This is a genomic window from Chromobacterium subtsugae, assembly GCF_035919665.1.
Classification (GTDB): Bacteria; Pseudomonadota; Gammaproteobacteria; order Burkholderiales; family Chromobacteriaceae; genus Chromobacterium; species Chromobacterium subtsugae.
Window position 1 is genome coordinate 2,192,065 of record NZ_CP142381.1, and the last position, 19,808, is coordinate 2,211,872.

Consider the following 19,808-nt stretch of genomic DNA (forward strand, 5'->3'; position numbering starts at 1 on the left):
CGCGCGGCGCCCCGGTTGGCGACTCAGGGCGCGTCGCCGGCCGGGGCGGGGGCGCCGTGGGCGGAAAAGCGGCTGCGGTACTGGCTGGGCGTGATGCCCAGCCGCCGCAACAGCACTCGCCGCAGGTTCTGTTCGTCCACATGGCCGCTCAGCGCGGCGACGCGTTTGAGCGGCAAGGCGGTTTCCTCCAGGGAGCGGCAGGCGGCTTCCAGGCGGATGGCCTCCACCATCTTGGCCGGCGTCTGCCCGGTTTGGGCGGCGTAGACGCGGGCGAAGGTGCGCGGCGACATGCCGGCGGCCGCGGCCAGGCGTTCCACCCGCAAGTCCGCGGCAAGATTGGCCGCCACCCAGGCGTGCAGTTCGGCGAAACGGCCGCAGGCGGCCGCCTGGGCCGCGAAGGGCGCGCTGAACTGCGACTGGCCGCCGGAACGCTTGATGAACATCACTAGTTGGCGCGCGGTCTCTATCGCCGCCTGGTGGCCGTAGTCCTCTTCTATCAAGGCCAGCGTCAGGTCGATGCCGGCCGTCACCCCGGCCGAGGTCCAGACCGAGCCGTCGCGGATGAAGATCTTGTCCGGATCGACGCGCAGCGCCGGATGCCGCTCCTGCAGGCGTCCGGCCCATTCCCAATGCGTGGCCACCCGCCGCCCGTCCAGCAAGCCCGCTTCGGCGAGCAAAAAGGCGCCGGTGCACACCGAGCACAGCCGCCGCGCCGAGCCGGCGCGCAGGCGCACCCATTCGACCAGCCCGGGAGACGCCCGGTATTCCCGGCCCTTGCAGCCGCCGGGCGCGATCAAGGTGTCGATAGGCATGCCGTCCAGCGCGGCCAGCGCCGTCGTCATCACCTGGAGGCCGGAGCTGGTGGCGATCAGGCCGCCATTCTCGGAAGCGGTTATCACCTCGTACAAGGGCGGGCCGTCGCCGCGGCGCCGGCTGGCGGTGAACAGCGTTTGCACCGGCCCGGTCAGATCGAGCAGATTCATATCGTCGTGCGCCAGCACGACAACGCGCAAAGAGGCGGGCGGATGGATCATGGTTGGCAGCTCACTCCTGAAAGTCGGGGTACTCGAATACCAGCGCGACGCCGCGCGCGGTGGCGCGGCCATAGCGCGCGGCGATGCCGTCCAGCGCCCGGTCCAGCGCCTGGCCCGGCGGCAGTCCGTCGATGGCGGGCAGGGCGCTGGCGGGAGCGTCGGCCGCGCCCTGGACGCGGTCGGGCAAAACGAAGAGGCCATGCCGCGTGCGCAGCGGCGCGCCGGCCGCCGCCGTCAGGTAGGCGCGGCTGCGGCCGGTGGACGAATACGCGTCCAGCGTCAGCGCCAGGGTGGTTTCGTCCGCGCCGTCGGCGGCGGGCAGGGCGTAGGCATCGCCCGCGTGCAGCCAGCGATTGAGATAGGCCACCTGGGCCAGCGGCAGCAGATTCACGCCGGGCTGGGGATGGAACGCGTCGCTGTCGTGCCTGGCGCTCCAGCCGCCGCTTCCCAGCTGGCGCGCCAGGGCCTGCGCGCGCTCCGTTCCGGCGATGGCTTCCACCAGCGCCAGCGAGGCGGGCAGGGCGGCGCTGACGCCGGCGGTCGAAATCCAGTTGCCGTCGGCCACATAGCGCGCGTTTCTCACCCAGCGCACGGCGGCGTGATGCTCCAGCCGGTGCGCCTCGGTGGACCAATGCGCGGTGGCGCGCCTGCCGGCCATCAGGCCGGTATCGGCCACGACCATGCCGCCGTTGCAGATGCTGACCAGAGTTGCGCCCTTGCCGGCCTGGAGCGCCAGCCAACTGAGCGCTTCCGGCGTTTCGCGCAGGGCCGGGACGATGACGTAGTCGGCGCCGTCCGGATGGCTGGCGTCGAATGCCGCCAGCGTCGCCTGCCCCAAGATGCGGAAACCGGGCTTGCCCATGTCGGTGAAGGTGGCGATCGGCCCCGGCCGCGTGGATACCGCCACCACGTCGGCGGCGCCGGATTCGGACAGCACGCCGTAAGGCACCGTGAAATCGCTGAGTTCCGTGCCGCTGTTTTCGCCGAAAACCGCGATCAGCGGCCGCTCATGTCCAGGGCGGGGCTGATAGGACGGCAGCTTGCCGTCCGCGTCGGCGAAACCGTTTGAAGCCTGCGGCGCGGACGCGCAGCCGCCTAGCAGGGCAAGGGCGGCAACCCATGCGCCGAGGCCGGAACGGGGGGCGGGAGTGGACATGTCGGATTCTCCGGATCGATAACATTTGCATTATCGATGCCGGAGAATCAGACAGGAATGACATTAAGCTGTCAATTCCTGCCAGTGGATGGTCACGTTCGGCGGGTCGCAGGCCAAGGTGCGCGGTGGCTTGCCGCCGGCTGCTGGAGAGCGAGTTCAGCCCGCCTCCAGCCCGCCGATTTGCCGCAGCGCCTTGCGCCAGGGTTCGGGCGCGGCGCGGTAGCAATGGTCGTGGTCGCCGCCCTCGATCAGCAGCTGCCGCTTGGGCGCGGTGCTCAGGCCGTACAGGCGCATGCCCAGCGCCACCGGAATGACCTCGTCCGCCGTGCAGTGGATGAACAACTGCGGCATTTTCAGTTCTTCTATCTTGTCTTGGGATAGAAACTGCTGGCGCAGCAGGCGGGAGAACGGCAGCCAGTCGGAGGTCATGTAGCGGGCGACGTCGGCGGCGGAGGTGAAGGCGCCGTCTACCACCAGCGCATCCAGGCGCGGCGCTTTGCGCGCCAGTTCTATCGCGATGGCGCTGCCCATAGAATGGCCGTACAGCAGGCGGCGCGAGGCCTGCGGCGTTTGCGACAGGAAGTGGGCCCAGGCCAGCCGGGCGTCGATATAGACCGAGGTTTCGCTGGGCAGGCGCAGCGCGCCCTGGCCGTAGCCGCGGTAGTCTATCGCCATCACCGCGAAGCCGGCCTGGCGCAGGCTGAGGATCAGCCCGATGTCGGTGGACAGCGTGCTTTCATTGCCATGCAGATACAGCACCGCCGGCGCCGCGGCGCTGGGAGCGGGCAGCCACCAGACATGCACCCGGCCGGCGCGGGTGGCGCCGCCGGCTGGCGCGTCCAGCCAGCTTTCGCTGAACGGCACGCCGTAGTTGAGCGGGGTGACGCTTACCTGCCGCGAGGGCTGTAGGATCACCAGCCGCTGCGCCACCTGCCAACCCAGCCAGATCAAGACCAGCAGCGCGGCGATGCGGATCCAGCGGCGGCGGGGCATCCTCATGGCGCGACTTTCGTGCGCCGAGGCGTTCCGTTTGCCCGCAGGCCGGGGGCCGAAGTGTTCAGATAGCGGAGGCGCATCCGCTTACTTGCCCTGGCAGCCGGCTTCGGCTTTTTGCCAGTCATGCGGGTCCAGCGTGGTTTGCAGAATATGGCAGAACTCGCGCTTCGCTTCTTTTTTCGACACTTTCTTGTCGTCGTCGCGCAGCGTGAACACCAGGTTGTAGGGCTTGCTGATGCCGTGGCTGGTGGAGGTCCAGCCCACCACGGTGAAGGTGCGCAAGTCTGCAACGGGCTTGCCGGCGCTGGTCGCAATCTTCACATCCGCCGATTTGGCCGTGCCTTGCGCTATGCGTTTCAGCGCGTCCTGCAGCCGGCTGTCCTTGCCTTGCAGGCTGAACAGGACGGTGCCGGCATCGGTGTTTTTCGCGCTGCCGGCCAGATTGTCTTGGATGGCCTGCTTGAGGATCATCGCGCGAAAGCCCACTTTTTGCACCTTGCCGCTGGCGGTGCCGTCTATGGCCTGCAATGGCGCGGCCTGGGCGGAGCCGGCAAGGGCGGCCAGGAGCAGGGAAGGAACAAGGGCGCGGGCGATGAGCTTCATATCGGTTTCCTATGGCGGGGGTGAGGGGGATCAGGAACGCAGAACTTCGGCCTGGAGCCGGTCCAGGTTTTGCTCGTTGGCGGGGATGACGATGGGCGCCATGCGTTCGGCCAGCTCCGCGCTTTCAAACTGCTGCGCCCAGTTCACCCGCGTGCCGGCCGGCGTGGGCGTCAGGGTCAGCGTCAGCCGGTATTTCGGCTGGCCGACGTGCTCCACCACCACTTTGCGCGGCGCATCGATTTCCACGAACACGTTTTCATTGGGGTAATGCTTGCCGTCCGGGCCGTGCATGGTGAAAACCCAGCGGCCGCCGGGCCGGAAGTCGCATGTCTCGAAACGGTTGCTGAACCCGTCCGGGCCCCACCAGCGCGCCAGCCGTTCCGGCGCGCTGATGGCGGCGAATACCTGGTCCACGCCGGCGGTGATTTCGCGCGAAGCGGAGAAGAGGCTCATCGTTTGCTCCTCCTGGATGGATGCGCGCGGCGGACGCCCGCCGCGCGGCGATACCTCGGCATACTAACGCAGGGCGGGGCGCGGAGGCGACATCCGCTGATCTTCCCGAGGAAAGGGTTTCGGATCGGGCGGCTGCAGCTGACTCAGGCGCGGAATGGCGGCGGCGCGGCGCGGCCTTAACGCCAGTGGCCAGCGCCAGCCTGGCGCGGGGAGCGGAGCCAGCCTTTCGCGCCAGACAAAAAGCGCGGCGAACAGCATCAACGGCCAGTGGAGGTAGGCGTGGGTCATGGGCAACAGCATCCACGGCCAACACGAAGCCACGCACCAAAATCCATGGCGGAAGCCATAGTGCGTCCAACTGGCATACGCGCGGATGCCGAAAGTGGCGAGTGGCGGCGGGCGGTGGCATTGGGCCAGACTGAGACGTTTGGCTGGCGACGCCTGCCATGCCAGTGTCGCCGCAGCTGCAAGGAAAAGCGGGCCACCGGCGGGAGAAAAGGCTTGCAACAACATCGCCAATGCGCAGATCGCCGCGCCGGCCGCCATCCATGCGGCGAGATAGGCGGATAGAAAAACGGCGTGGGCTGGCTGGAGGTGGCGGGACAGCGTCCGGCTTTTCAGCCAATCCATGGCATCGCCGAGCAAGGGCGGCATCATGGCCAACAGCATGCAAAGCCAGGATGCCGCCAGCGCGGTGGCGGAGTTGAATTCCCAGGCGGCGCGCAGGCTGAGCCAGCCCGCGCCGGGGCTTGGGCTGGAAAAGCACAAGCCGGGGTCCGCCATGCCGCTCGGCCTCCACAGCAGCCCCAGCCAGCCGGCCGCCATGGCCAGCCGAGCCGGCCAGGGCAGGCGGAACAGAGAGTCCGGCAGCATTCTTGCCATCAATTGCCGCCCAGCCGGTAGAGCCGGATGTGTTCGATGCGGACATCTTCCGCGGCGGACAGCGGGCGGTTGCTTTCGATATGCACGCGCAGCTCTGCCAGGTCGGCATGGCCGTCCAGATGCCATTGATCGATGGCGTCGGTGATTTCGAAAACTTCGCTGACCCCGTCATCGTCGTGGTCAGCCGCGTCGTGAGCCGCGGCATTGGCGCCGAACAACGAGAACACGCCGACTTGCAGATGGCTGCCGTCGACCGGATGCTCGAGGAAGACACGCAGCAATACATCGCTGCGCCGGGTGCGGATGCCATCCAGTCGCAGGAAGGCGCGGTCAGGCTCGTCTTGCGTCAACGCTTGTCCAGAAACTTGCTCCAAAGCCAAGTAGGATTGCGCCATTTTGGCATGGCTTGGCGGGTCGATCCGGACGGTAGCCTGGTGCGATTGCCCGGACAACTGCAGTTCCGTTTGGCTGGCGCCCAGCAATTCGACCGACGCCGCTGCGTTTGCTTGGGTCGATTCAAGCTGGCTTGCGCGGACGCGCAACTGCTTGCTGCGCCGCTGCAGCCTGTCCGGGGGAATGGGATCGTGGGATTTCTGGTAGGTGTAGTCCAGGCGGGGCGATGCCAGGTCGACCATGTCATGGGGGGCGAACAGATAGTGGCTGCCATCCGGCTGGTACATCACGAAGGTTTTATGATCGGATTTTTGCGGCGGGCCATACAGCCAGTTGTCGTCTTCGGGGTTATGGTGGCCGCGGTCTTTCATGTCCAGCCAGACTTGCCATAAGCGGTCGATGTTCGCATGGTGGATCCAGAATACGGGGTCCAGGGCCGCGGTGATGGGGGAACTCATCAAACCGGCGATATGGTTATTGGCGGGGTTGGTGCCGCCGATGGCGTTGTGCACTCCGTTGTGAGGCTTGTTTTCCAGCCCGCCGCTCCAGCCGCGCCGGCTATGGCGGAATTTGGAGCACGGTCCGCCGAATCCGCTGAGCACAGACTCTTTTCCCCTGGGGCTGGTGAACATCGCGTCATCCAAGGCTTGCAGATTCACCAGGTCGCGGCGCAGAACGATGCGTCCCTCAACGGTATATTCTCCGTACCGGCGCTCTACCCAAAGCGGATTGGGCGCCCCATCCGGCAGCGTGCGCTCGCTGAAACACTGCGGCAGCATCCGTGTGAAATCGTTGTCGTCGTCGCTGTAGTTCCAGTACGGCAGCGCCCAGTCGGTCGGCCCCCCTAGCTTGACGATGGCATCGCGGACGATGGCTTCAAAGGCCGCGATGTAGCCGCGATGCCAGGGCAGGAAATACCAGGTTTGATGTTGGCACTGGTTCCAATGGGTCTGGTGCGGAAGCTTTTCATCGGGCTCCAGATAGCCGGCGTCTTCCCAGGAGGCGCGGTCGAACCCATGCATGGCAGCCTGGAAGCGCCAACTGGTAGGGTTGGTGATGGGGCGGCGCATCATCTCGCGGACGGCTTTGGCATACCACAGCATGGTGTCGTTCCAGACGCCGTCCAATTGCATCACGCTCTTGCGCTCATACGTCATCTCATTTCCTTTGTTTTGTTTAAGTTATGGAAAACAAATATTGCAGATGCGTTGTAGAGTTTTGGCATTGAATATGCAATATGAAATTTAAATACTTTTCAGTGTTGCAATTGAGCTATCCTCCCGCCAGCCTTGCTTGACGGGCGCTTCTACTGGGCAATGCGCGTGTTCTCGCCGCTGATGACCTGTCCTAAGGGATAGGGGTGTAATGCTTTTGGCATTTCTTTTGGCGCATTGTTATGAGTGAATTTGCTGCTCATTACGAATGGCGGCGAACTTCATGGCGAGTCAATCGATGAACGACGGATAGCGCTATGCAAGGCTTCGCCGATATCAGCCAAGGAGATGTGAATGCGATATCAAGGGTTCAAGCCGGCCTTCGCCCGGCTGTTTGCCGCGGCGCAAGGCGCGGCGTTGTTAAGCTGGGGAGCATGCGCGGCGGCGGAGGAATTGCCGGCGATACCCTCGCAGCCGCCCTTGTTGTCGCCCACCAGCGAGGCGGCGGCCAAGCCCAAGCATGGGCCTTTGCAATTGCAAAACTTCATGGCGCTGCCAGTTCAGCCCGATCGGCCGTCCCGGCCGCGGCAAACGGTCAATATGGACTTGGAAATCCGCTATCTGGACGGCGTCATGCGCAATCCGTCGGCGGAGCAAGGCGAGGACCATGTGAGATTGCGCGGCTATCGCCAGTGGTGCGATCCGGATAAGAAAAGCTGCCCGCAGCGCAACGACGCAGCCGAGACGCTGCAGTTTGTCGCGCCCAGGATTGAAGCCAGACCGGGCCAGACGGTGCGGGTCACGTTGCATAACAATCTGCCGGACGATCCCAGCTGCGTATCGCAAGGCGGCAGCGCCAACACGCCGCACTGCTTCAACGGCAGCAATCTGCACACGCACGGCTTGTGGGTGAACCCGGCAGGCAACAGCGACAACGTGATGATCAACATTCAACCTGGCGTTGCCTTTCAGTACGAATACAACATCCCGCAGGAGCACCCGGCGGGCACTTACTGGTATCACACGCATGTGCATGGTTCTACCGCGCTGCAGGTCTCCAGCGGCATGGCCGGCGCCTTGATCATCCGCGGCGATAGGCAGCCTCAGGCCGGCGGGGGCGAAAATGGCCACGGCGATCTGGATACCCTGTTGAAGCCTGTCAAGGGTGGGGCGTTCCAGGAACGCACGCTGGTGTTCCAGCAAATCCAGTACGCGTGCCGCGATCAAGACGGCAAGGTCAAAACCTATCCGGACGAGCGTTATCGATGCGATGCCGGCGATGTCGGCAAAATCGACGGCTATGATTTATTCGGTCCGGGCAGGTGGGAAAAGTCCGGCCGTTATACCAGCATCAATGGCATGGTCATGGGGAAACTGCCGGATGCCGCCGTGGGCCAGGTGCAGCGCTGGCGCATGATCCATGGCGGAGTGCGCGATACCATCGCGCTGGAGCTCCGCCTGCGCCGGCCGCATCCGGCCAGGACGCTTGTCGGCCTGACGGCGGAGAAGAGCCAGGACTATGTCGCGCAAGAGTGCACGGGCGATCCGCTGCCGCTCACCCTGGTGGCGGCGGATGGCCTCACTTTAGGGCAGGCGATGCAGAAAACGCGGGTGGTTTTCCAGCCAGGCTATCGTTGGGATGCGTTGATGGTTTTCCCGAAGTCGGGGGATTACTGTCTGATCAACCGAGTGCAAAGTTCCAACGTGGACCGGGTGACGCCCTATACGCGTTTGCTGGGCATCGTTCATGTCAAGCCGGCTGCCGCAGGCAATATGGATGGCTCGCCCGCCGCGATTGAGCGCCATGTGAAAGCGCAGTTGATCAAGGCGGCGCGCAGAAACTATCCGAGCGCGGTAGCTAAGCTGGTTGTGGCGGATCTGGAGCGGGACATAAAGCTGACCCGCTTCGTGCCCCACGCGGATATCCTGGCGAATGAGGTGACCGGTCGCCAGAGGCTGGCGTTCAATATCGATACCACTTCGGTGCCGGGGGCGTCGTTTTATCAAGTAGACGGCAAACCTTACGATGGATCGCGGATGGATCGCGTATTGCCGCTTGGAGGCGTGGATGAATGGACGCTGACATCCGATTTTGTCAGCCACCCTTTTCATATCCACGTCAATCCGTTCCAGATAGTCAAAATTCTGGATAACAAAGGCAGGGATGTCAGCGGCCCCCAAGGGGTGCCGGGCGCGGATGAGGACGATGAGCAGTACCGCGGCATGAAGGGGATGTGGAAGGATACCTTGTGGATCAAGAACCTCTACTCCGGCGATCCTAATTCCAGTCTGAACAAGGATACGGGCAAGTACACCTTCATCGTGCGCACCCGCTACGAGCGCTACATCGGCGATTTCGTCCTGCACTGCCACATCCTGGACCATGAGGACCAGGGCATGATGCAGAACGTGCGCATCGCGCTGCCGGACGAAAAGGGCAATCCGACCAGCGGGCATCATTGAAGCATCCGTGGCTTTGCCTGGCCCGTTGCCGGGCCAGGTTGGCGGGGCCGTGGCAACGTTGCCGGGGAGTTTCCAGCTGACGACTCGGGGAGTCATGCAGCTCCGCCCAGTTGCGCGCTGTGCCATGTTTGCAGACGAGATTAGAAACACTATTAATCCGCACTCGTGACGGAGGGAAAATGCTGATATTTGCGACATCAGGGCACCGAACCACTGTGATGCGAGCTTCGCTTGAGGTTGGGCAGGCGGCCAGCTTTTCTCAACAGCTGGATGCGGCAAAGTCTACTCGCTTCTTACCCGCTCAAGCCAATCCCCCGGCGCAGCTCAATCTGAAAAGCGTCACCACGGAGGAGGCTTATGATGTGCTGTCGGGTTTGGCCAATACCGGAAAATTGAGTTCGGAAGAGTTCCAGAACCTGATGCCGACGATTTATATCCGGCTGCTCAATGAGCAGCAGGGCGCGCCGCAAGCAGAGCGGTTTGACTTGCTGGCCGACACGCAAAGCCTGATGGAAAGCAGCAAGGCATTTGGCACTTTGGCTCAGGTGCGCGCCGAACGCAGCGGGCTTGAGGCTCTGAAAGCTTATCAAGGTAATCGCTGAGATTGGCGCTGGATTTGTAAAGAAAGCACCGCTTAGCAATGCCGGGGTGGGGGCTGCAGAATGAAATGAAGTTCATCGTGTAGCAAAATGAAAGTCGGATGTGGTCTTGGTTGGATCCAGCGGATGAATTCAAATGGATGGCAGTCCGTTCCAATTCTGACCCTGTCAGATACCCCTGTGCCAGGGATTTTCAGGGATAAGTTCGGCTGCAATTTCTCTTTTCTTTAGTTTTTCCTTTAACCATTTCCTAAAGATGCATTCTTTCAAGCGGATGAATCTCAGGAAGTTTGGAATAATCAAGTCCTTCCTCCATCATAATAATAATGGTTATCAAAGAATTTACCTTGATAATGTCATTTTCGGTGCTATGTTTTTTGTATAGGCGAAATTCATTTCATTTATAAGTTGGTGATTTGCAGCAGACTGCCGCATCGCAAATGCAGCCTTGTTGAAGGGTCGTCATTATCTGATTCAAACTATTTTGTTTGCATTGCATTCCCGCCGTGTCGCCTTTTCTACAAATGAATAACCACGCGAGGTTTCCATGACTGAAAAGAAAATTGCTCAAACCCCAATCCCTCCCTATCCGGAATATTCGGATGAGCTATTGAGTCAGCCGGCTGACTATGGCGTGCTGAAGCAGCTGGAAGGCACATGGGTGAATTACAATCCGGACAAGAAAGATGTGGGGTGGGGGCTGCATACCACCTGTATGCCGTCGCCGGGGACCAATTCAGAAACCATTTTTGGCATATTCCATTTCCTCTGTGAAAACTATACCGAGGAACTGACGTTTTCCCTGGTGGATGGCGGCGTGCGCAATCGCGGCGGCACAAACGAACAGTTTGCCGGCGCGGTGAAATACAACCAAAGCATACAGCGTGTCAGCGACGGCGTTGGGATTCACGAAGAAGATGGGATGTATCTTTGGATGAACCCGATGTACAACCATGCGGCTACGGAAGAATCCGTTATTTCAGACAACGGCTTCCCCGGCATCGCCATCGGCGCCGGCGCCAACGGGCCAAACTATGTGCCGCCGTATTCCATTGCGCGCAGCGGGACGATACCCCATGGCAGCGCGATCATGATTACCGGCGGCTTTCAGGCGGATATCCCCGGCAAACCGGACTATCCTGCCGGCGCCGATTGCTGGACCCAGCCTTTCACCCAATCGTGGCCGACTACGCCGCCGCCGGAAGACGATACCATCGTGCCGGCAGCCATTGCGGCCAACCCCGTGCCCTTGGCGGGTTCGCCGCTCGCCATTTCACCCAGCATGGGCGCAGCCGCCTTGTTGTCGGTAGGGGATGGCTCGCCGCCGGCGCCGCTCAATCTCGACGCGCCCGCGCCGGCATGGGCGTTTGATAAGTCCTTGCCTACCACCCAGCCCGACAGCAATCTGACTTATTTCCAACGCATTGTCGCGCATCCCAACTATCCGTATTCCGTTCGCCCGAATTTGCGCTTGCGTGACGCGATCAAGGATCAGCGCATGGAAAAATACACGCTGATTCAGCTCACCAGCAAACACAACGGCGGCCCGCAAGGCGGGATTTTGAATACCCCGTTTGTCAGCACCTTCGCTAATGTGACGGAAATGAGCCTGAATTTATGGATACAAACCGTGATAGACAGCGATGGTTGCGAGGTGTTGCAGCTGCAATACGAGCAAGTGCTGTTCTTTGAATTCATGTTCGGCTCAAATGGCCAGGTGACGCGCTGGCCCCATATCCAGGTGAATACCTTGAGAAAGAAGCCGAGCGGCAAGATACCTTTGAACTACTAGGCATTATTTGATAGCAGGCGGATTCCAGCTGGAGTGCGGCCGCTGAAACGAAAACACCGCTTCGCCACGCTGAAGCGGTGTTTTTTATTGCGCTGCGCGGTCAGCTGGCGAACTTATCCAGCCGCTGCGCCAGCCGCAGCTGGCAAGCGGTGGCCAGCTTGAGCAGCTCCGCGCTGGTGGCCGGCATTTGGCCGGGCGGGGCGATCAACTCCGCCATGCCGCTGAGCGTGGAAACGTCGCAGTTCAGGCCTATCAGCCTGCCGTGCGGCCAGCGCTGCTTGTTGTTGGGCGCGTAGTCCAGCGCCACCACCCAGCGCGAATGCTGCCAGGTGCCGGGTTCGTTCAGTACCGCCTCCAACACCGCGCGGCTAACCTGCTGCGCCGCCTCCGCGGCGAGGGCCAGCGCCAGGTGCAGGGTTTCCGCCGTATTGGCCGCGCCGGCCTCATGCAGCAAGGCCGGGCGGGTTTCTTCCAGCCACCAGCGCCGCAGCCGCCGCGCGCCGGGTTTCTTGATGCGGCGGAACACCTCGTCCAGCTCGCCTTCGGACAGGCACAATACCGGCTCCGCCTCATCCGCCAGCCGCAAGGGCCGCCCCAGCGGCTCGCCCAGCGCCTTCAACAAATCCTTCAGCTCCAGCCTCATGGACGCGGCCACCTCCGACGCCACCAGCCAAAACCCCTCCGGCCGCCGCACCACCCGCATCGCCAAACCCTTGGCGAAATCCAGCCGCAGCGGCGTGTTCACCTGCTGATCGATAGCCGTGCTCATGGCCGGGCCTCCCCAATCCAACGCGCAAACCGCGCCGCCAAGAACGCAAGGCGATATGCGGCTCGTAGGCGCAACCAGGCGCGTGGCAAGCAGCGGGGAGGGCGAATTAGAGGAGGGGAGATTGGCACGACAAACACAAGACGAGCATCCATAGCGATGTCTCCAAACGGCTTTGCCCGACCAAGCATTGCGAGCGCAAAGGCGCGCGTGGGATGCAATGCAAGGGCGTGTTGAACAACCACGGCTTTCGGGCGTGGGCCACCGCTAACGGAGGTGTGTTGAGCACCATTTGGCGATTCTACGCGTAGAAGGCTGGGGGAGGGTTTTCACTTTCCTGACAGAATGGGTAGGTTTGGCAGTTGACTATGGACTACCGGAAAAGGTCTGCAATCGCGAACCTTTCAGTTAATCGTCCAGTTCGTCGCGGTAGTTTTCCAAGATGGCCTGGACATCTTTATCGGCTTTGTATTTGGCATCGACTTTCTTGAACTGGCGCTTGGCGATATCGCAGTAGCGATTCGCCTTGTTTAGCCATATGGCTCTTTGGCGGCTCGTCGGGAAAGTACTTCTGTTGTTACTCATGCGGTTGCTTATCGGCCAAAGCTGCCTGTCGATAACATCGATGTCATTGGCAGCTAGTTGCAGCAAAGCCGACATTAAAGAATATCGTCACGCGCCTTCCAGCACGACACATAATGCGCTCACAGGCTATCCAGCGGACCGCCTACTCCCCGGCCTCCCTTGTTCAGTACATGGGTATAAATCATCATGGTGCTGACATCCGCGTTGCCCAGTAGCTCCTGCACCGGGCGAATATCGTAGCCGGATTCAAGCAGATGGGTGGCAAAGCTGTGGCGTAGCGTATGCGGTGGCCAGCTTGGCAATTCCGGCAGCAGTTACCGCCCGCTTCATCGCTCGCTGCAGTAGCTTTTCATCCTGATGGTGCCGCCGTTGTGCGCCAGCACGCGGGTCGCGCACATAGCCAGTGGTGACAAACACATATTGCCAACCCCATTCCTGCCCGGCATGCGGGTATTTTCGTGCCAGCGCATCGGGTAAAAACACATCAGCCATGCCGGCCTGCAAGTCTGCCTCATGGATGGCGCGCCGCCGCTGCAGATGGGCCTGTAGTGGTGCCACCAGGCTCTGGGACAACATTGTCACTCTGTCTTTCGCCCCCTTGCCATCGCGGATCAGAATTTCGCCACGCCCGAAGCCGATGTCTTTGACCCGCAGGCGCATGCACTCCATCAGCCGCATGCCGGTGCCGTATAGCAAACGCAGCTGCAGCGCGTATAGCCCATCGACCTGCGCCAACAGTGCCGCGACCTCCTGTCGCGTCAGAACGACTGGCAGATGCCTGGACGGTTTGGCCCGAACAATCTCATCCAGCCAGGGCAAGTTCAGCATCAGCACATCACGATAGAGGAACAGAAGCGCAGACAATGCTTGATTTTGCGTGGATGCAGACACTTGACCTTCAACGGCCAGATGGGTGAGAAAGCTACTGACCTCCGCAGCCCCCATCTCGCGAGGGTGCCGATGATGTTGAAAGCGCAAAAAGCGCCGTACCCAATTGACGTATTGCTGCTCGGTGCGCAGGCTGTAATGCCTGACTCGCAGCGTTTCGCGCAACACATCGAGCAAGCGTGGCGCGGCGGTCCCATCTGGCTGTGTACTTTCAGGCATTGGCAACCCCAGTGGCTTGTAAAACAATGAGAAATGCACCTATCATACCTGGTTATACACATAGACAAACCAAATATACACCTGCAAAGGTGTATATTTCACGTTAGGCTCCACGAATACACCTATGCAACCGCAACTCCAGAACACCATAGGCCAAAGTCTTCTGGCTATCGGCCTCTACACCGTCGCGTTTGAGTCACTTGTTCTGACGGTAAAAGACCAGATGCAGGGCTACCTCGCAAGCAATGAACCAACATCCCTGAAGAAATTCTACGGATCACTCGGCACGGCAAACAACACTCTAAAGTTCTGCGAACCGAGGCTAGTACAACACGGCGTGCTCGACACGAGAGAAATAGAGTTGCTTAGTCGAGTTCGACAGCGCCGGAACCAAATGGCACACGAGGGCTACAACAATACCTTCACGCTCACTATCTCGGACATCGAGGATGATGTCGATGCTATGTTCAAGATCGCAAGAAAGGTAGAGAACTGGCGCCAGGCAATCCGACAACCAAATGCAGATGGATCCTCTTCGTTCGGCGTTGCTCCAAGCATTTTTGGCCTTTACTTGCAGGTCGCCCAGGAGCTTGCACGCAAAAATCTCTCCGTCGCAGGAAATGCAAGCAGCAGTGCTTAAAAATTAAGGCCATATCGAAGCTACAGCAGCACTTATTCCTGCTTTAACAGGGGTCTTCGAATTCCGCCGAATGCATCAATCAAACATCAGCTGCCAGCCTAACTGGTCGGTCAAGCGGACGCCAACAAGGCCCATGGCTTCGCTATTCTCATGGGCCTTGTTGGTGCCCTGCACTCGCTGCGCTCCTTCCGGCACCGCTTACCTTTGGCGTTAGATTTTTCGAATCTCTATGGTTGCTCCGCTATGACAACAAGCCCGAAAGTATTTATTTCGTATTCCCATGATAGTGATGAGCATAAAGAATGGGTATATAAAATCGCATGCAAACTAATCGAAAGTGGTGTTGAAACACTTTGGTCTGTCCCACTCCCCATGGACAGAGGGTTAAGCACTAAGCTCTGAACGGCGGCGTTCGAATTCAACCGGGGTCAGATACCCCAGGGTTGAATGACGTCGTTGGTGATTGTAAAAGCGGATGTAATCAAACACATCCGTACGCGCCTCCTCGTAGCTCCGGTAGTGGGTCAGATAAACACGTTCCGACTTCAATGAACGGAAGAAGCTCTCCATCGCTGCATTATCCCAGCAGTTCCCGGTGCGGGAGTGGCTCGGTACCATTCCGTGCCGTTTCAGCAATGCCTGGTAGTCAAAGGCACAGTACTGACTCCCGCGGTCCGAATGCAGAATCACCTCTCCTGAAGGCTGGCGGCGCGCCACTGCCATCGTCAGGGCAGCATGCACCAGTTCTTGCTGCATTCGATGATGCATGGCCCAGCCCACTATCGCCCGGGAGTACAAGTCGAGCACCACCGCCAGGTACAGCCACCCTTCACCGGTCCGGATATAGGTCATATCCGACACCCAACGCTGATTGATGTCGCCACCAGCAGCAAATTGTCGCTGCAGCAGATTAGGCGCCACGGGTAGAAGGTGTTGACCACCACTGACGGGTCGACAATGTTTACGAGTTCTAACCCTGATACCGTTTCGCCGCATCAGGCCCGCGATGCGATGCCGCCCGCAGGCGAAGCCCTGTGCAAGAAGTTCGGCATGAATACGCCGATGGCCATAAATACCATTGACCTCGGCATGCACCAGCCGGATTTCACGTAGTAGTTGTCGGTTCGCCATCTCTCGCGCCGAAGGTGGGCGGTGTAGCCACGCATAGTAGCCACTGCGGGACACACGAAACAGTTGGCACATCGGGGCTACCGGGTAGCGGTCCGACAGCGCCTGAATCGCGCGGAATTTCACTTCATGGGTTGCGAGAAGATGGCGAGCGCCTTTTTTAGGACATCGCGCTCCATGGTAACGCGGGCCAGTTCATCCCGCAGTCGCTTGAGCTCGGCGGCTTCACCGGTCTGTTTGCCTCGGCCAGGGAAGGCATCGGGTCCTGCGTCTTGGAGTTGACGCTTCCACTTGCCCAGCAGCGACTCGGTAATGTCGAAGGCTTGGGCAACATGCCGTAACGGGGTGCCGGCAAGTACCTGCTCAACCGCTTCGCGCTTGAGGGCCTCCGGGAAAGTACGTCTGGTCTTGATCATGAACACTGCTCCTTGGTGGGGATTATCCACCTTAAGTTAGTGTCCACGGGGAATGGGACAGACCACGTTGCGACGCGTTCGATCGCGGCCTCTTCCAGGGCCGATAGTCCAAAGTTGCTCATGGGAATCACTCCAATGTGATGATTGCGTAGCTGCAAGCGATGACATCGGCAGCGGGCAGGGCGGGTTTCGGTTCGTGCTCCGGCAACGACGCCGGCGGTGCCATAGGTACAGACGTGGGTATCGACACAGGCTCAACAGGTGCTGTGCGGCCGAGATGGGGTGGGTCCTGTGGCGGTAAAAGTGCGGCGGTCGTGAGCTGCGATCGCCCCTTGCCATTGGTCAGTTTGGCGATCTGACGTTTTGCGAGAGTGGAGTCGGTCTGGATTTTCTCGAGTAACTTCCACCATGCCAGCATGTAGGCGTACTGACCGAGCCGTCGTAGGTCAGCCTTGCTCATCTCTTTGCGAAGCTTTTTTACTTCCTGATGGGCGTACCAGGTCAGGCCCAATGTGTAATCCGGGTTAGTTGATTCAGCTAGGATCAGTGTCCCGCGTTCCGACGGATGTTCCACGTACACGGAATGGAGATCGAGTTCATCGACCAGCACGGTGACGCGTGTTTCCCCCATTACTTCCAACGTTGCCAGGGGATGCGAAAAATACTCAATACCATCGATTAGCACTCGCCCTTTGTGGATGCTGCGCTCCCAGGGCCAGCGCGCGATGGCGTTGATCTCTTCAGCAGAGAACGCCGGGGCTGACCAGCCTTTCGTGGCATCTTCCCAGGCAAGAATGGGCGCTCGTCCGGTCCGGGTATGAATGGTCTTGTGGTAGACCTCATTGATCCATTCGAGGATGTACTCCTGCAGCCGCTCAAGCATCAGGGTCGCCCTACGACGCGAGTCGTACTCACCGCGATCGATCGGGCACGAAAACGTGGTTCCCGTGAGTTTCTGCGTCAGGGAATAGGTCAACGTCCGAAAAAACGACTCAATGTGAGCCTTGTCATTCGGATCTTGTATTTCGGCGGGGACAGTGATGATGCCGAGCTGTCCGCATAAGCGAACAAAGGCGGAGTTTTTGAAATCGACGCCATTGTCCGGAATGATGCGAACCGGAACCCCTCCGGGCAAGCCACGCCCTTGTCGAGTCAGCATGTCTTTGACGGCCGCCAGCGTTGTCGTCGCGGAGGGAGGAAACATGCTGATATACACACCAACAACCGCCCTCGTGTACACGTCGATGATACAAACCAAATAGGGGCGACCGATTACCTCCCCGCTTTCCGGGTCGATCAATAGGATATCGAGGTAGAGGGTGTCTATCTGCACCAAGAACATGGCGCGGGGACTTAGAATCTGCCGACCAGCGGCACGAGCCACACGATCTGCCGCCACCTTGCCACGCTTGGCCATCGTAATGACGTAGGGATCAAGATCCTTGATCCGACGCTCGATCGTTCGTAGTGACGGCAACTTGATGACCGCACTATGCGCGTCGAGCAGTCCCTGTTCGGCGAATTTGCCAACGATATGGGCCAGGACATCCTTGGCATGTCGGCGCTCGGGCAGTAAGTAGACCTGTTGTATCCCTTCCGTGATTAGCATTTCGACCTGCGGCGAAAACCGCAGCGTTCGGTTCCCGCGCAAATGCTCTCGCGGGATGAAAGCCGTAACTGCCTTGCTCTCCTGAAAATATTTCTGCACCCACCACGCCACCGTCCGCGGCGCTGGCGGATCAACGTCGGCAAATTCCGCAGCCAGTACTGGGATCAGCTTTTCCAGTCGCTTGACCGAGCGTGGATGACTCAACTGGGTGACCGCCGCCTCGACATACCTAGCATGCCGAACCATCTCGCGCATCGCCCTTTGATCCAGCTCGGGTAATTTGCGATCAATGCCGTCGGCGGATATGCGCTCAAGTTCGCTGTTCAGAATCAGCAGCGTGCTCGACGCCTGCATCTCCATGAAGCGTTCGTAAGGAATGCGATATGGCTTGCCGCCAGCGGTGGCCGCATAGCGCACCATGCCAGCGGCAACGTAGGTGACTTCGAACTCGCTGCCGTAAATGGCAAACCGCAGCCCGGCTCTGGGGAGATAGGACTTGTCGGTCATATCGATATCCCCACTGGCATGTTCAGTCGTAGCGGCCGGTCCAGATCCGCCGACAAGCGCCCATGAAACAGCAGATGGTCGACGAGCAGCGGCGATAGCCCAGCCTCGGCAAGATGTGCGTGCCACGTAGCGAGAGGCTGCGTGCCCGATAGTTGAGCAATGCGCTCCATCGCTAGGTCGCACTCCTGGCGTGACCACGGCTTGATGATCGAGCGGTGGTACAAGGTGTAGAGGTTTTCGAGTTGGATGCTACCGGTATCGGGCAGATCCGTCTGGTCGAGCACGGCGAAGTCAAAATCGCAGTGTTCTAGGAGTTTCTCAACCAACTCATGGCACTCGCGAACCTCATCGGTTAGGTGAAGCCGGCTTGGCTTGATCTCTCGGATCAGCCAACGCCCGTCGTTCATCCTGACCAAGAAATCGGGAAAGTAGCATCGACCGTGGTCAAACTCGATTTCCAGCGCCTGACAGCGATAGCCGGTTACCTCTGCGTCGCGTTCGAGCAGTAGGCAAAATGATGTTTCCAGCTGGCTTTCCAGTGCGACGGTCACACCATTTTTACGGCTGGGAAATAGCGTAGTACGTCGACCGCGGGCCCCTTGTGTAATGCGCCTGCGGCCGTGCACGACGCCGGCTAGGTCAGGTTTTTCAGAAAAAGCTTCTTCTGCCTGCTGTAGTAGGGCTCTACGCAGGGTCAGTTGTATCGAGTGGAGATACATCATCACTCCTTGCCGCACCGAACAGCAGGCAAAGCGCTGCCTATTCGGTGCCGATCACAGAATTGAAATCACCTGGATTTGGGCGTAAAGAACCCTACCGCGGGTCATGAGCAGCGGAAATGCAGGTAATGCGTGAAGGAGGGCGACTTGACGTTGGAAGGCGTGATGACGATACTGAAGGCGCTAACCGTATTTGCCATCAGGCACTTACACCAACGGGGCAAGCCGCAAGGTTTGTCCCGTTTTACATTTTGGCTTCCTCCTTTCGACGGGAACGTACTTCCCGAACAGGCAGGGAGAGATTTGAGCTGGGGCAGTCTTTCAGCTTGATGATTTCCCGAATGATGTTGATCTCGGCAGGGCGCAGTGTGTTCAAGTGCTTGCGCAAGTCCTGCATCAACCAATACACGTCTTCATGCACACCCGTAGGTATCACCAGCTTGCGCTGTGATGCCTCAATGGTCTTGTGCAATTCTTGTTGTTGCTTTTCAGTAAGAGACAGTACATCGACTAGGCGCTGAACGAACTCGGCAGTCGGGGGCCCTTTGGTGCCGATTTCCAGGGCAGAGATGTAGCTTTGTTCATAGCCAAGCCACTCCGCCAGCTCGACCTGTCGGACGCCGTAGCTTGTGCGCAACTGGTGTAGATACTTGGAGAAGGGGCTCATGTTGACCGGTGGCTAAGGTGAATATCACCGCGAAGAGTAGTTTTTCCTGAGTCATTTGTCAAAAATAAGTACATGTTTTTAAATGATTTATTTATATTATTTTGCTGTCGCAAAATAGCGGAGGCAGTCGGGTAGTACA

General features: G+C 59.9%; 20 protein-coding genes. 4 read left to right on the forward strand and 16 right to left on the reverse strand.

Translation table 11 applies throughout. The features are described from left to right. Positions 1 to 23: 23 nt before the first annotated feature. The 7 genes from U6115_RS10745 to U6115_RS10775 all read right to left on the reverse strand — a co-directional run bounded on the left by U6115_RS10745 (position 24) and on the right by U6115_RS10775 (position 6,674). Positions 24 to 1,034, reverse strand: coding sequence for a GlxA family transcriptional regulator (locus U6115_RS10745; RefSeq protein ID WP_043581221.1), 1,011 nt, complete (start codon positions 1,032 to 1,034; stop codon positions 24 to 26). A 10-nt stretch (positions 1,035 to 1,044) separates the two neighbouring features. Next, complete coding sequence (locus U6115_RS10750) at positions 1,045 to 2,190, reverse strand: DJ-1/PfpI family protein (RefSeq protein ID WP_162837614.1); 1,146 nt, start codon at positions 2,188 to 2,190, stop codon at positions 1,045 to 1,047. 156 nt (positions 2,191 to 2,346) lie between these two features. Further along, complete coding sequence (locus U6115_RS10755) at positions 2,347 to 3,189, reverse strand: alpha/beta hydrolase (RefSeq protein WP_080770369.1); 843 nt, start codon at positions 3,187 to 3,189, stop codon at positions 2,347 to 2,349. A gap of 81 nt (positions 3,190 to 3,270) precedes the next feature. Beyond that, the gene (locus tag U6115_RS10760) at positions 3,271 to 3,789 is read right to left on the reverse strand and encodes an acylphosphatase (protein WP_043581219.1); all 519 of its coding nucleotides are present in this window, start codon (positions 3,787 to 3,789) and stop codon (positions 3,271 to 3,273) included. Between the two features lie 30 nt (positions 3,790 to 3,819). Further along, a complete protein-coding gene (locus U6115_RS10765; protein WP_047243948.1) occupies positions 3,820 to 4,242 on the reverse strand; it encodes an SRPBCC domain-containing protein in 423 nt (140 codons plus the stop codon). A 63-nt stretch (positions 4,243 to 4,305) separates the two neighbouring features. Further along, entirely contained in the window at positions 4,306 to 5,124 is an 819-nt protein-coding gene (locus U6115_RS10770) for a copper chaperone (protein ID WP_052258449.1), read from the reverse strand. Then, a complete protein-coding gene (locus tag U6115_RS10775; protein WP_043581215.1) occupies positions 5,124 to 6,674 on the reverse strand; it encodes a tyrosinase family protein in 1,551 nt (516 codons plus the stop codon). The genes U6115_RS10770 and U6115_RS10775 overlap by 1 nt, the downstream gene beginning before the upstream one ends. Positions 6,675 to 7,025: 351 nt before the next feature. Here U6115_RS10775 and U6115_RS10780 point away from each other — a divergent pair, with 351 nt between their 5' ends. The 3 genes from U6115_RS10780 (at position 7,026) to U6115_RS10790 (ending at position 11,525) form a co-directional block, all read left to right on the forward strand. Further along, the gene (locus U6115_RS10780; RefSeq protein ID WP_052258448.1) at positions 7,026 to 9,134 is read left to right on the forward strand and encodes a multicopper oxidase family protein; all 2,109 of its coding nucleotides are present in this window, start codon (positions 7,026 to 7,028) and stop codon (positions 9,132 to 9,134) included. Positions 9,135 to 9,313: 179 nt separating this feature from the next. Next, entirely contained in the window at positions 9,314 to 9,736 is a 423-nt protein-coding gene (locus U6115_RS10785) for a hypothetical protein (protein ID WP_146008328.1), read from the forward strand. 544 nt (positions 9,737 to 10,280) lie between these two features. Continuing rightward, on the forward strand, positions 10,281 to 11,525 hold the full coding sequence (locus tag U6115_RS10790; protein ID WP_146008327.1) for a peroxidase, FMP-type: 1,245 nt from the start codon (positions 10,281 to 10,283) through the stop codon (positions 11,523 to 11,525). A gap of 100 nt (positions 11,526 to 11,625) precedes the next feature. On the opposite strand, the gene U6115_RS10795 is transcribed toward U6115_RS10790, so the two are convergent. The 4 genes from U6115_RS10795 to U6115_RS10805 all read right to left on the reverse strand — a co-directional run bounded on the left by U6115_RS10795 (position 11,626) and on the right by U6115_RS10805 (position 13,983). Then, positions 11,626 to 12,294, reverse strand: a complete 669-nt coding sequence (locus tag U6115_RS10795; protein ID WP_043581211.1) for a BRO-N domain-containing protein — start codon at positions 12,292 to 12,294, stop codon at positions 11,626 to 11,628. A gap of 405 nt (positions 12,295 to 12,699) precedes the next feature. Beyond that, positions 12,700 to 12,951, reverse strand: a complete 252-nt coding sequence (locus U6115_RS10800) for a hypothetical protein (protein WP_043581209.1) — start codon at positions 12,949 to 12,951, stop codon at positions 12,700 to 12,702. Positions 12,952 to 12,995: 44 nt separating this feature from the next. After that, complete coding sequence (locus tag U6115_RS22845) at positions 12,996 to 13,178, reverse strand: tyrosine-type recombinase/integrase (protein ID WP_425332022.1); 183 nt, start codon at positions 13,176 to 13,178, stop codon at positions 12,996 to 12,998. Then, positions 13,123 to 13,983, reverse strand: coding sequence for an integron integrase (locus tag U6115_RS10805; RefSeq protein WP_146008326.1), 861 nt, complete (start codon positions 13,981 to 13,983; stop codon positions 13,123 to 13,125). Before U6115_RS10805 ends, U6115_RS22845 begins: the two co-directional genes overlap by 56 nt. Positions 13,984 to 14,107: 124 nt before the next feature. Between U6115_RS10805 and U6115_RS10810 the strand changes: the two genes are divergently transcribed. Next, positions 14,108 to 14,623, forward strand: coding sequence for a hypothetical protein (locus U6115_RS10810; RefSeq protein WP_043581207.1), 516 nt, complete (start codon positions 14,108 to 14,110; stop codon positions 14,621 to 14,623). 384 nt (positions 14,624 to 15,007) lie between these two features. On the opposite strand, the gene U6115_RS10815 is transcribed toward U6115_RS10810, so the two are convergent. From U6115_RS10815 to U6115_RS10835, 5 genes are all read right to left on the reverse strand, one after another. After that, positions 15,008 to 15,877 (reverse strand): IS3 family transposase, encoded by an 870-nt coding sequence (locus tag U6115_RS10815; RefSeq protein ID WP_101527469.1) that lies wholly within the window; start codon positions 15,875 to 15,877, stop codon positions 15,008 to 15,010. Next, positions 15,874 to 16,167 carry a transposase gene (locus tag U6115_RS10820; RefSeq protein ID WP_043580908.1) on the reverse strand — a complete coding sequence of 98 codons (294 nt, stop codon included), beginning with the start codon at positions 16,165 to 16,167 and terminating at the stop codon, positions 15,874 to 15,876. Before U6115_RS10820 ends, U6115_RS10815 begins: the two co-directional genes overlap by 4 nt. A 127-nt stretch (positions 16,168 to 16,294) precedes the next feature. Next, positions 16,295 to 18,283 (reverse strand): Mu transposase C-terminal domain-containing protein, encoded by a 1,989-nt coding sequence (locus tag U6115_RS10825; protein WP_080770172.1) that lies wholly within the window; start codon positions 18,281 to 18,283, stop codon positions 16,295 to 16,297. Then, the gene (locus U6115_RS10830) at positions 18,280 to 19,005 is read right to left on the reverse strand and encodes a hypothetical protein (protein WP_047237662.1); all 726 of its coding nucleotides are present in this window, start codon (positions 19,003 to 19,005) and stop codon (positions 18,280 to 18,282) included. The genes U6115_RS10825 and U6115_RS10830 overlap by 4 nt, the downstream gene beginning before the upstream one ends. Before the next feature lie 241 nt (positions 19,006 to 19,246). Then, positions 19,247 to 19,669 carry a helix-turn-helix domain-containing protein gene (locus U6115_RS10835; protein WP_043573345.1) on the reverse strand — a complete coding sequence of 141 codons (423 nt, stop codon included), beginning with the start codon at positions 19,667 to 19,669 and terminating at the stop codon, positions 19,247 to 19,249. Positions 19,670 to 19,808: the final 139 nt, after the last annotated feature.

Coding starts and splice junctions, on each gene's coding strand:
- U6115_RS10780 (WP_052258448.1), top strand. CDS start 7,026: ATGCGATATCAAGGGTTCAAGCCGGCCTTCGCCCGGCTGTTTGCCGCG.
- U6115_RS10835 (WP_043573345.1), bottom strand. CDS start 19,669: ATGAGCCCCTTCTCCAAGTATCTACACCAGTTGCGCACAAGCTACGGC.
- U6115_RS10750 (WP_162837614.1), bottom strand. CDS start 2,190: ATGTCCACTCCCGCCCCCCGTTCCGGCCTCGGCGCATGGGTTGCCGCC.
- U6115_RS10805 (WP_146008326.1), bottom strand. CDS start 13,983: ATGCCTGAAAGTACACAGCCAGATGGGACCGCCGCGCCACGCTTGCTC.
- U6115_RS10800 (WP_043581209.1), bottom strand. CDS start 12,951: ATGTCGGCTTTGCTGCAACTAGCTGCCAATGACATCGATGTTATCGAC.
- U6115_RS10775 (WP_043581215.1), bottom strand. CDS start 6,674: ATGACGTATGAGCGCAAGAGCGTGATGCAATTGGACGGCGTCTGGAAC.
- U6115_RS10790 (WP_146008327.1), top strand. CDS start 10,281: ATGACTGAAAAGAAAATTGCTCAAACCCCAATCCCTCCCTATCCGGAA.
- U6115_RS10795 (WP_043581211.1), bottom strand. CDS start 12,294: ATGAGCACGGCTATCGATCAGCAGGTGAACACGCCGCTGCGGCTGGAT.
- U6115_RS10810 (WP_043581207.1), top strand. CDS start 14,108: ATGCAACCGCAACTCCAGAACACCATAGGCCAAAGTCTTCTGGCTATC.
- U6115_RS10820 (WP_043580908.1), bottom strand. CDS start 16,167: ATGATCAAGACCAGACGTACTTTCCCGGAGGCCCTCAAGCGCGAAGCG.
- U6115_RS10760 (WP_043581219.1), bottom strand. CDS start 3,789: ATGAAGCTCATCGCCCGCGCCCTTGTTCCTTCCCTGCTCCTGGCCGCC.
- U6115_RS10765 (WP_047243948.1), bottom strand. CDS start 4,242: ATGAGCCTCTTCTCCGCTTCGCGCGAAATCACCGCCGGCGTGGACCAG.
- U6115_RS10830 (WP_047237662.1), bottom strand. CDS start 19,005: ATGATGTATCTCCACTCGATACAACTGACCCTGCGTAGAGCCCTACTA.
- U6115_RS10755 (WP_080770369.1), bottom strand. CDS start 3,189: ATGAGGATGCCCCGCCGCCGCTGGATCCGCATCGCCGCGCTGCTGGTC.
- U6115_RS10825 (WP_080770172.1), bottom strand. CDS start 18,283: ATGACCGACAAGTCCTATCTCCCCAGAGCCGGGCTGCGGTTTGCCATT.
- U6115_RS10745 (WP_043581221.1), bottom strand. CDS start 1,034: ATGATCCATCCGCCCGCCTCTTTGCGCGTTGTCGTGCTGGCGCACGAC.
- U6115_RS10770 (WP_052258449.1), bottom strand. CDS start 5,124: ATGGCAAGAATGCTGCCGGACTCTCTGTTCCGCCTGCCCTGGCCGGCT.
- U6115_RS10785 (WP_146008328.1), top strand. CDS start 9,314: ATGCTGATATTTGCGACATCAGGGCACCGAACCACTGTGATGCGAGCT.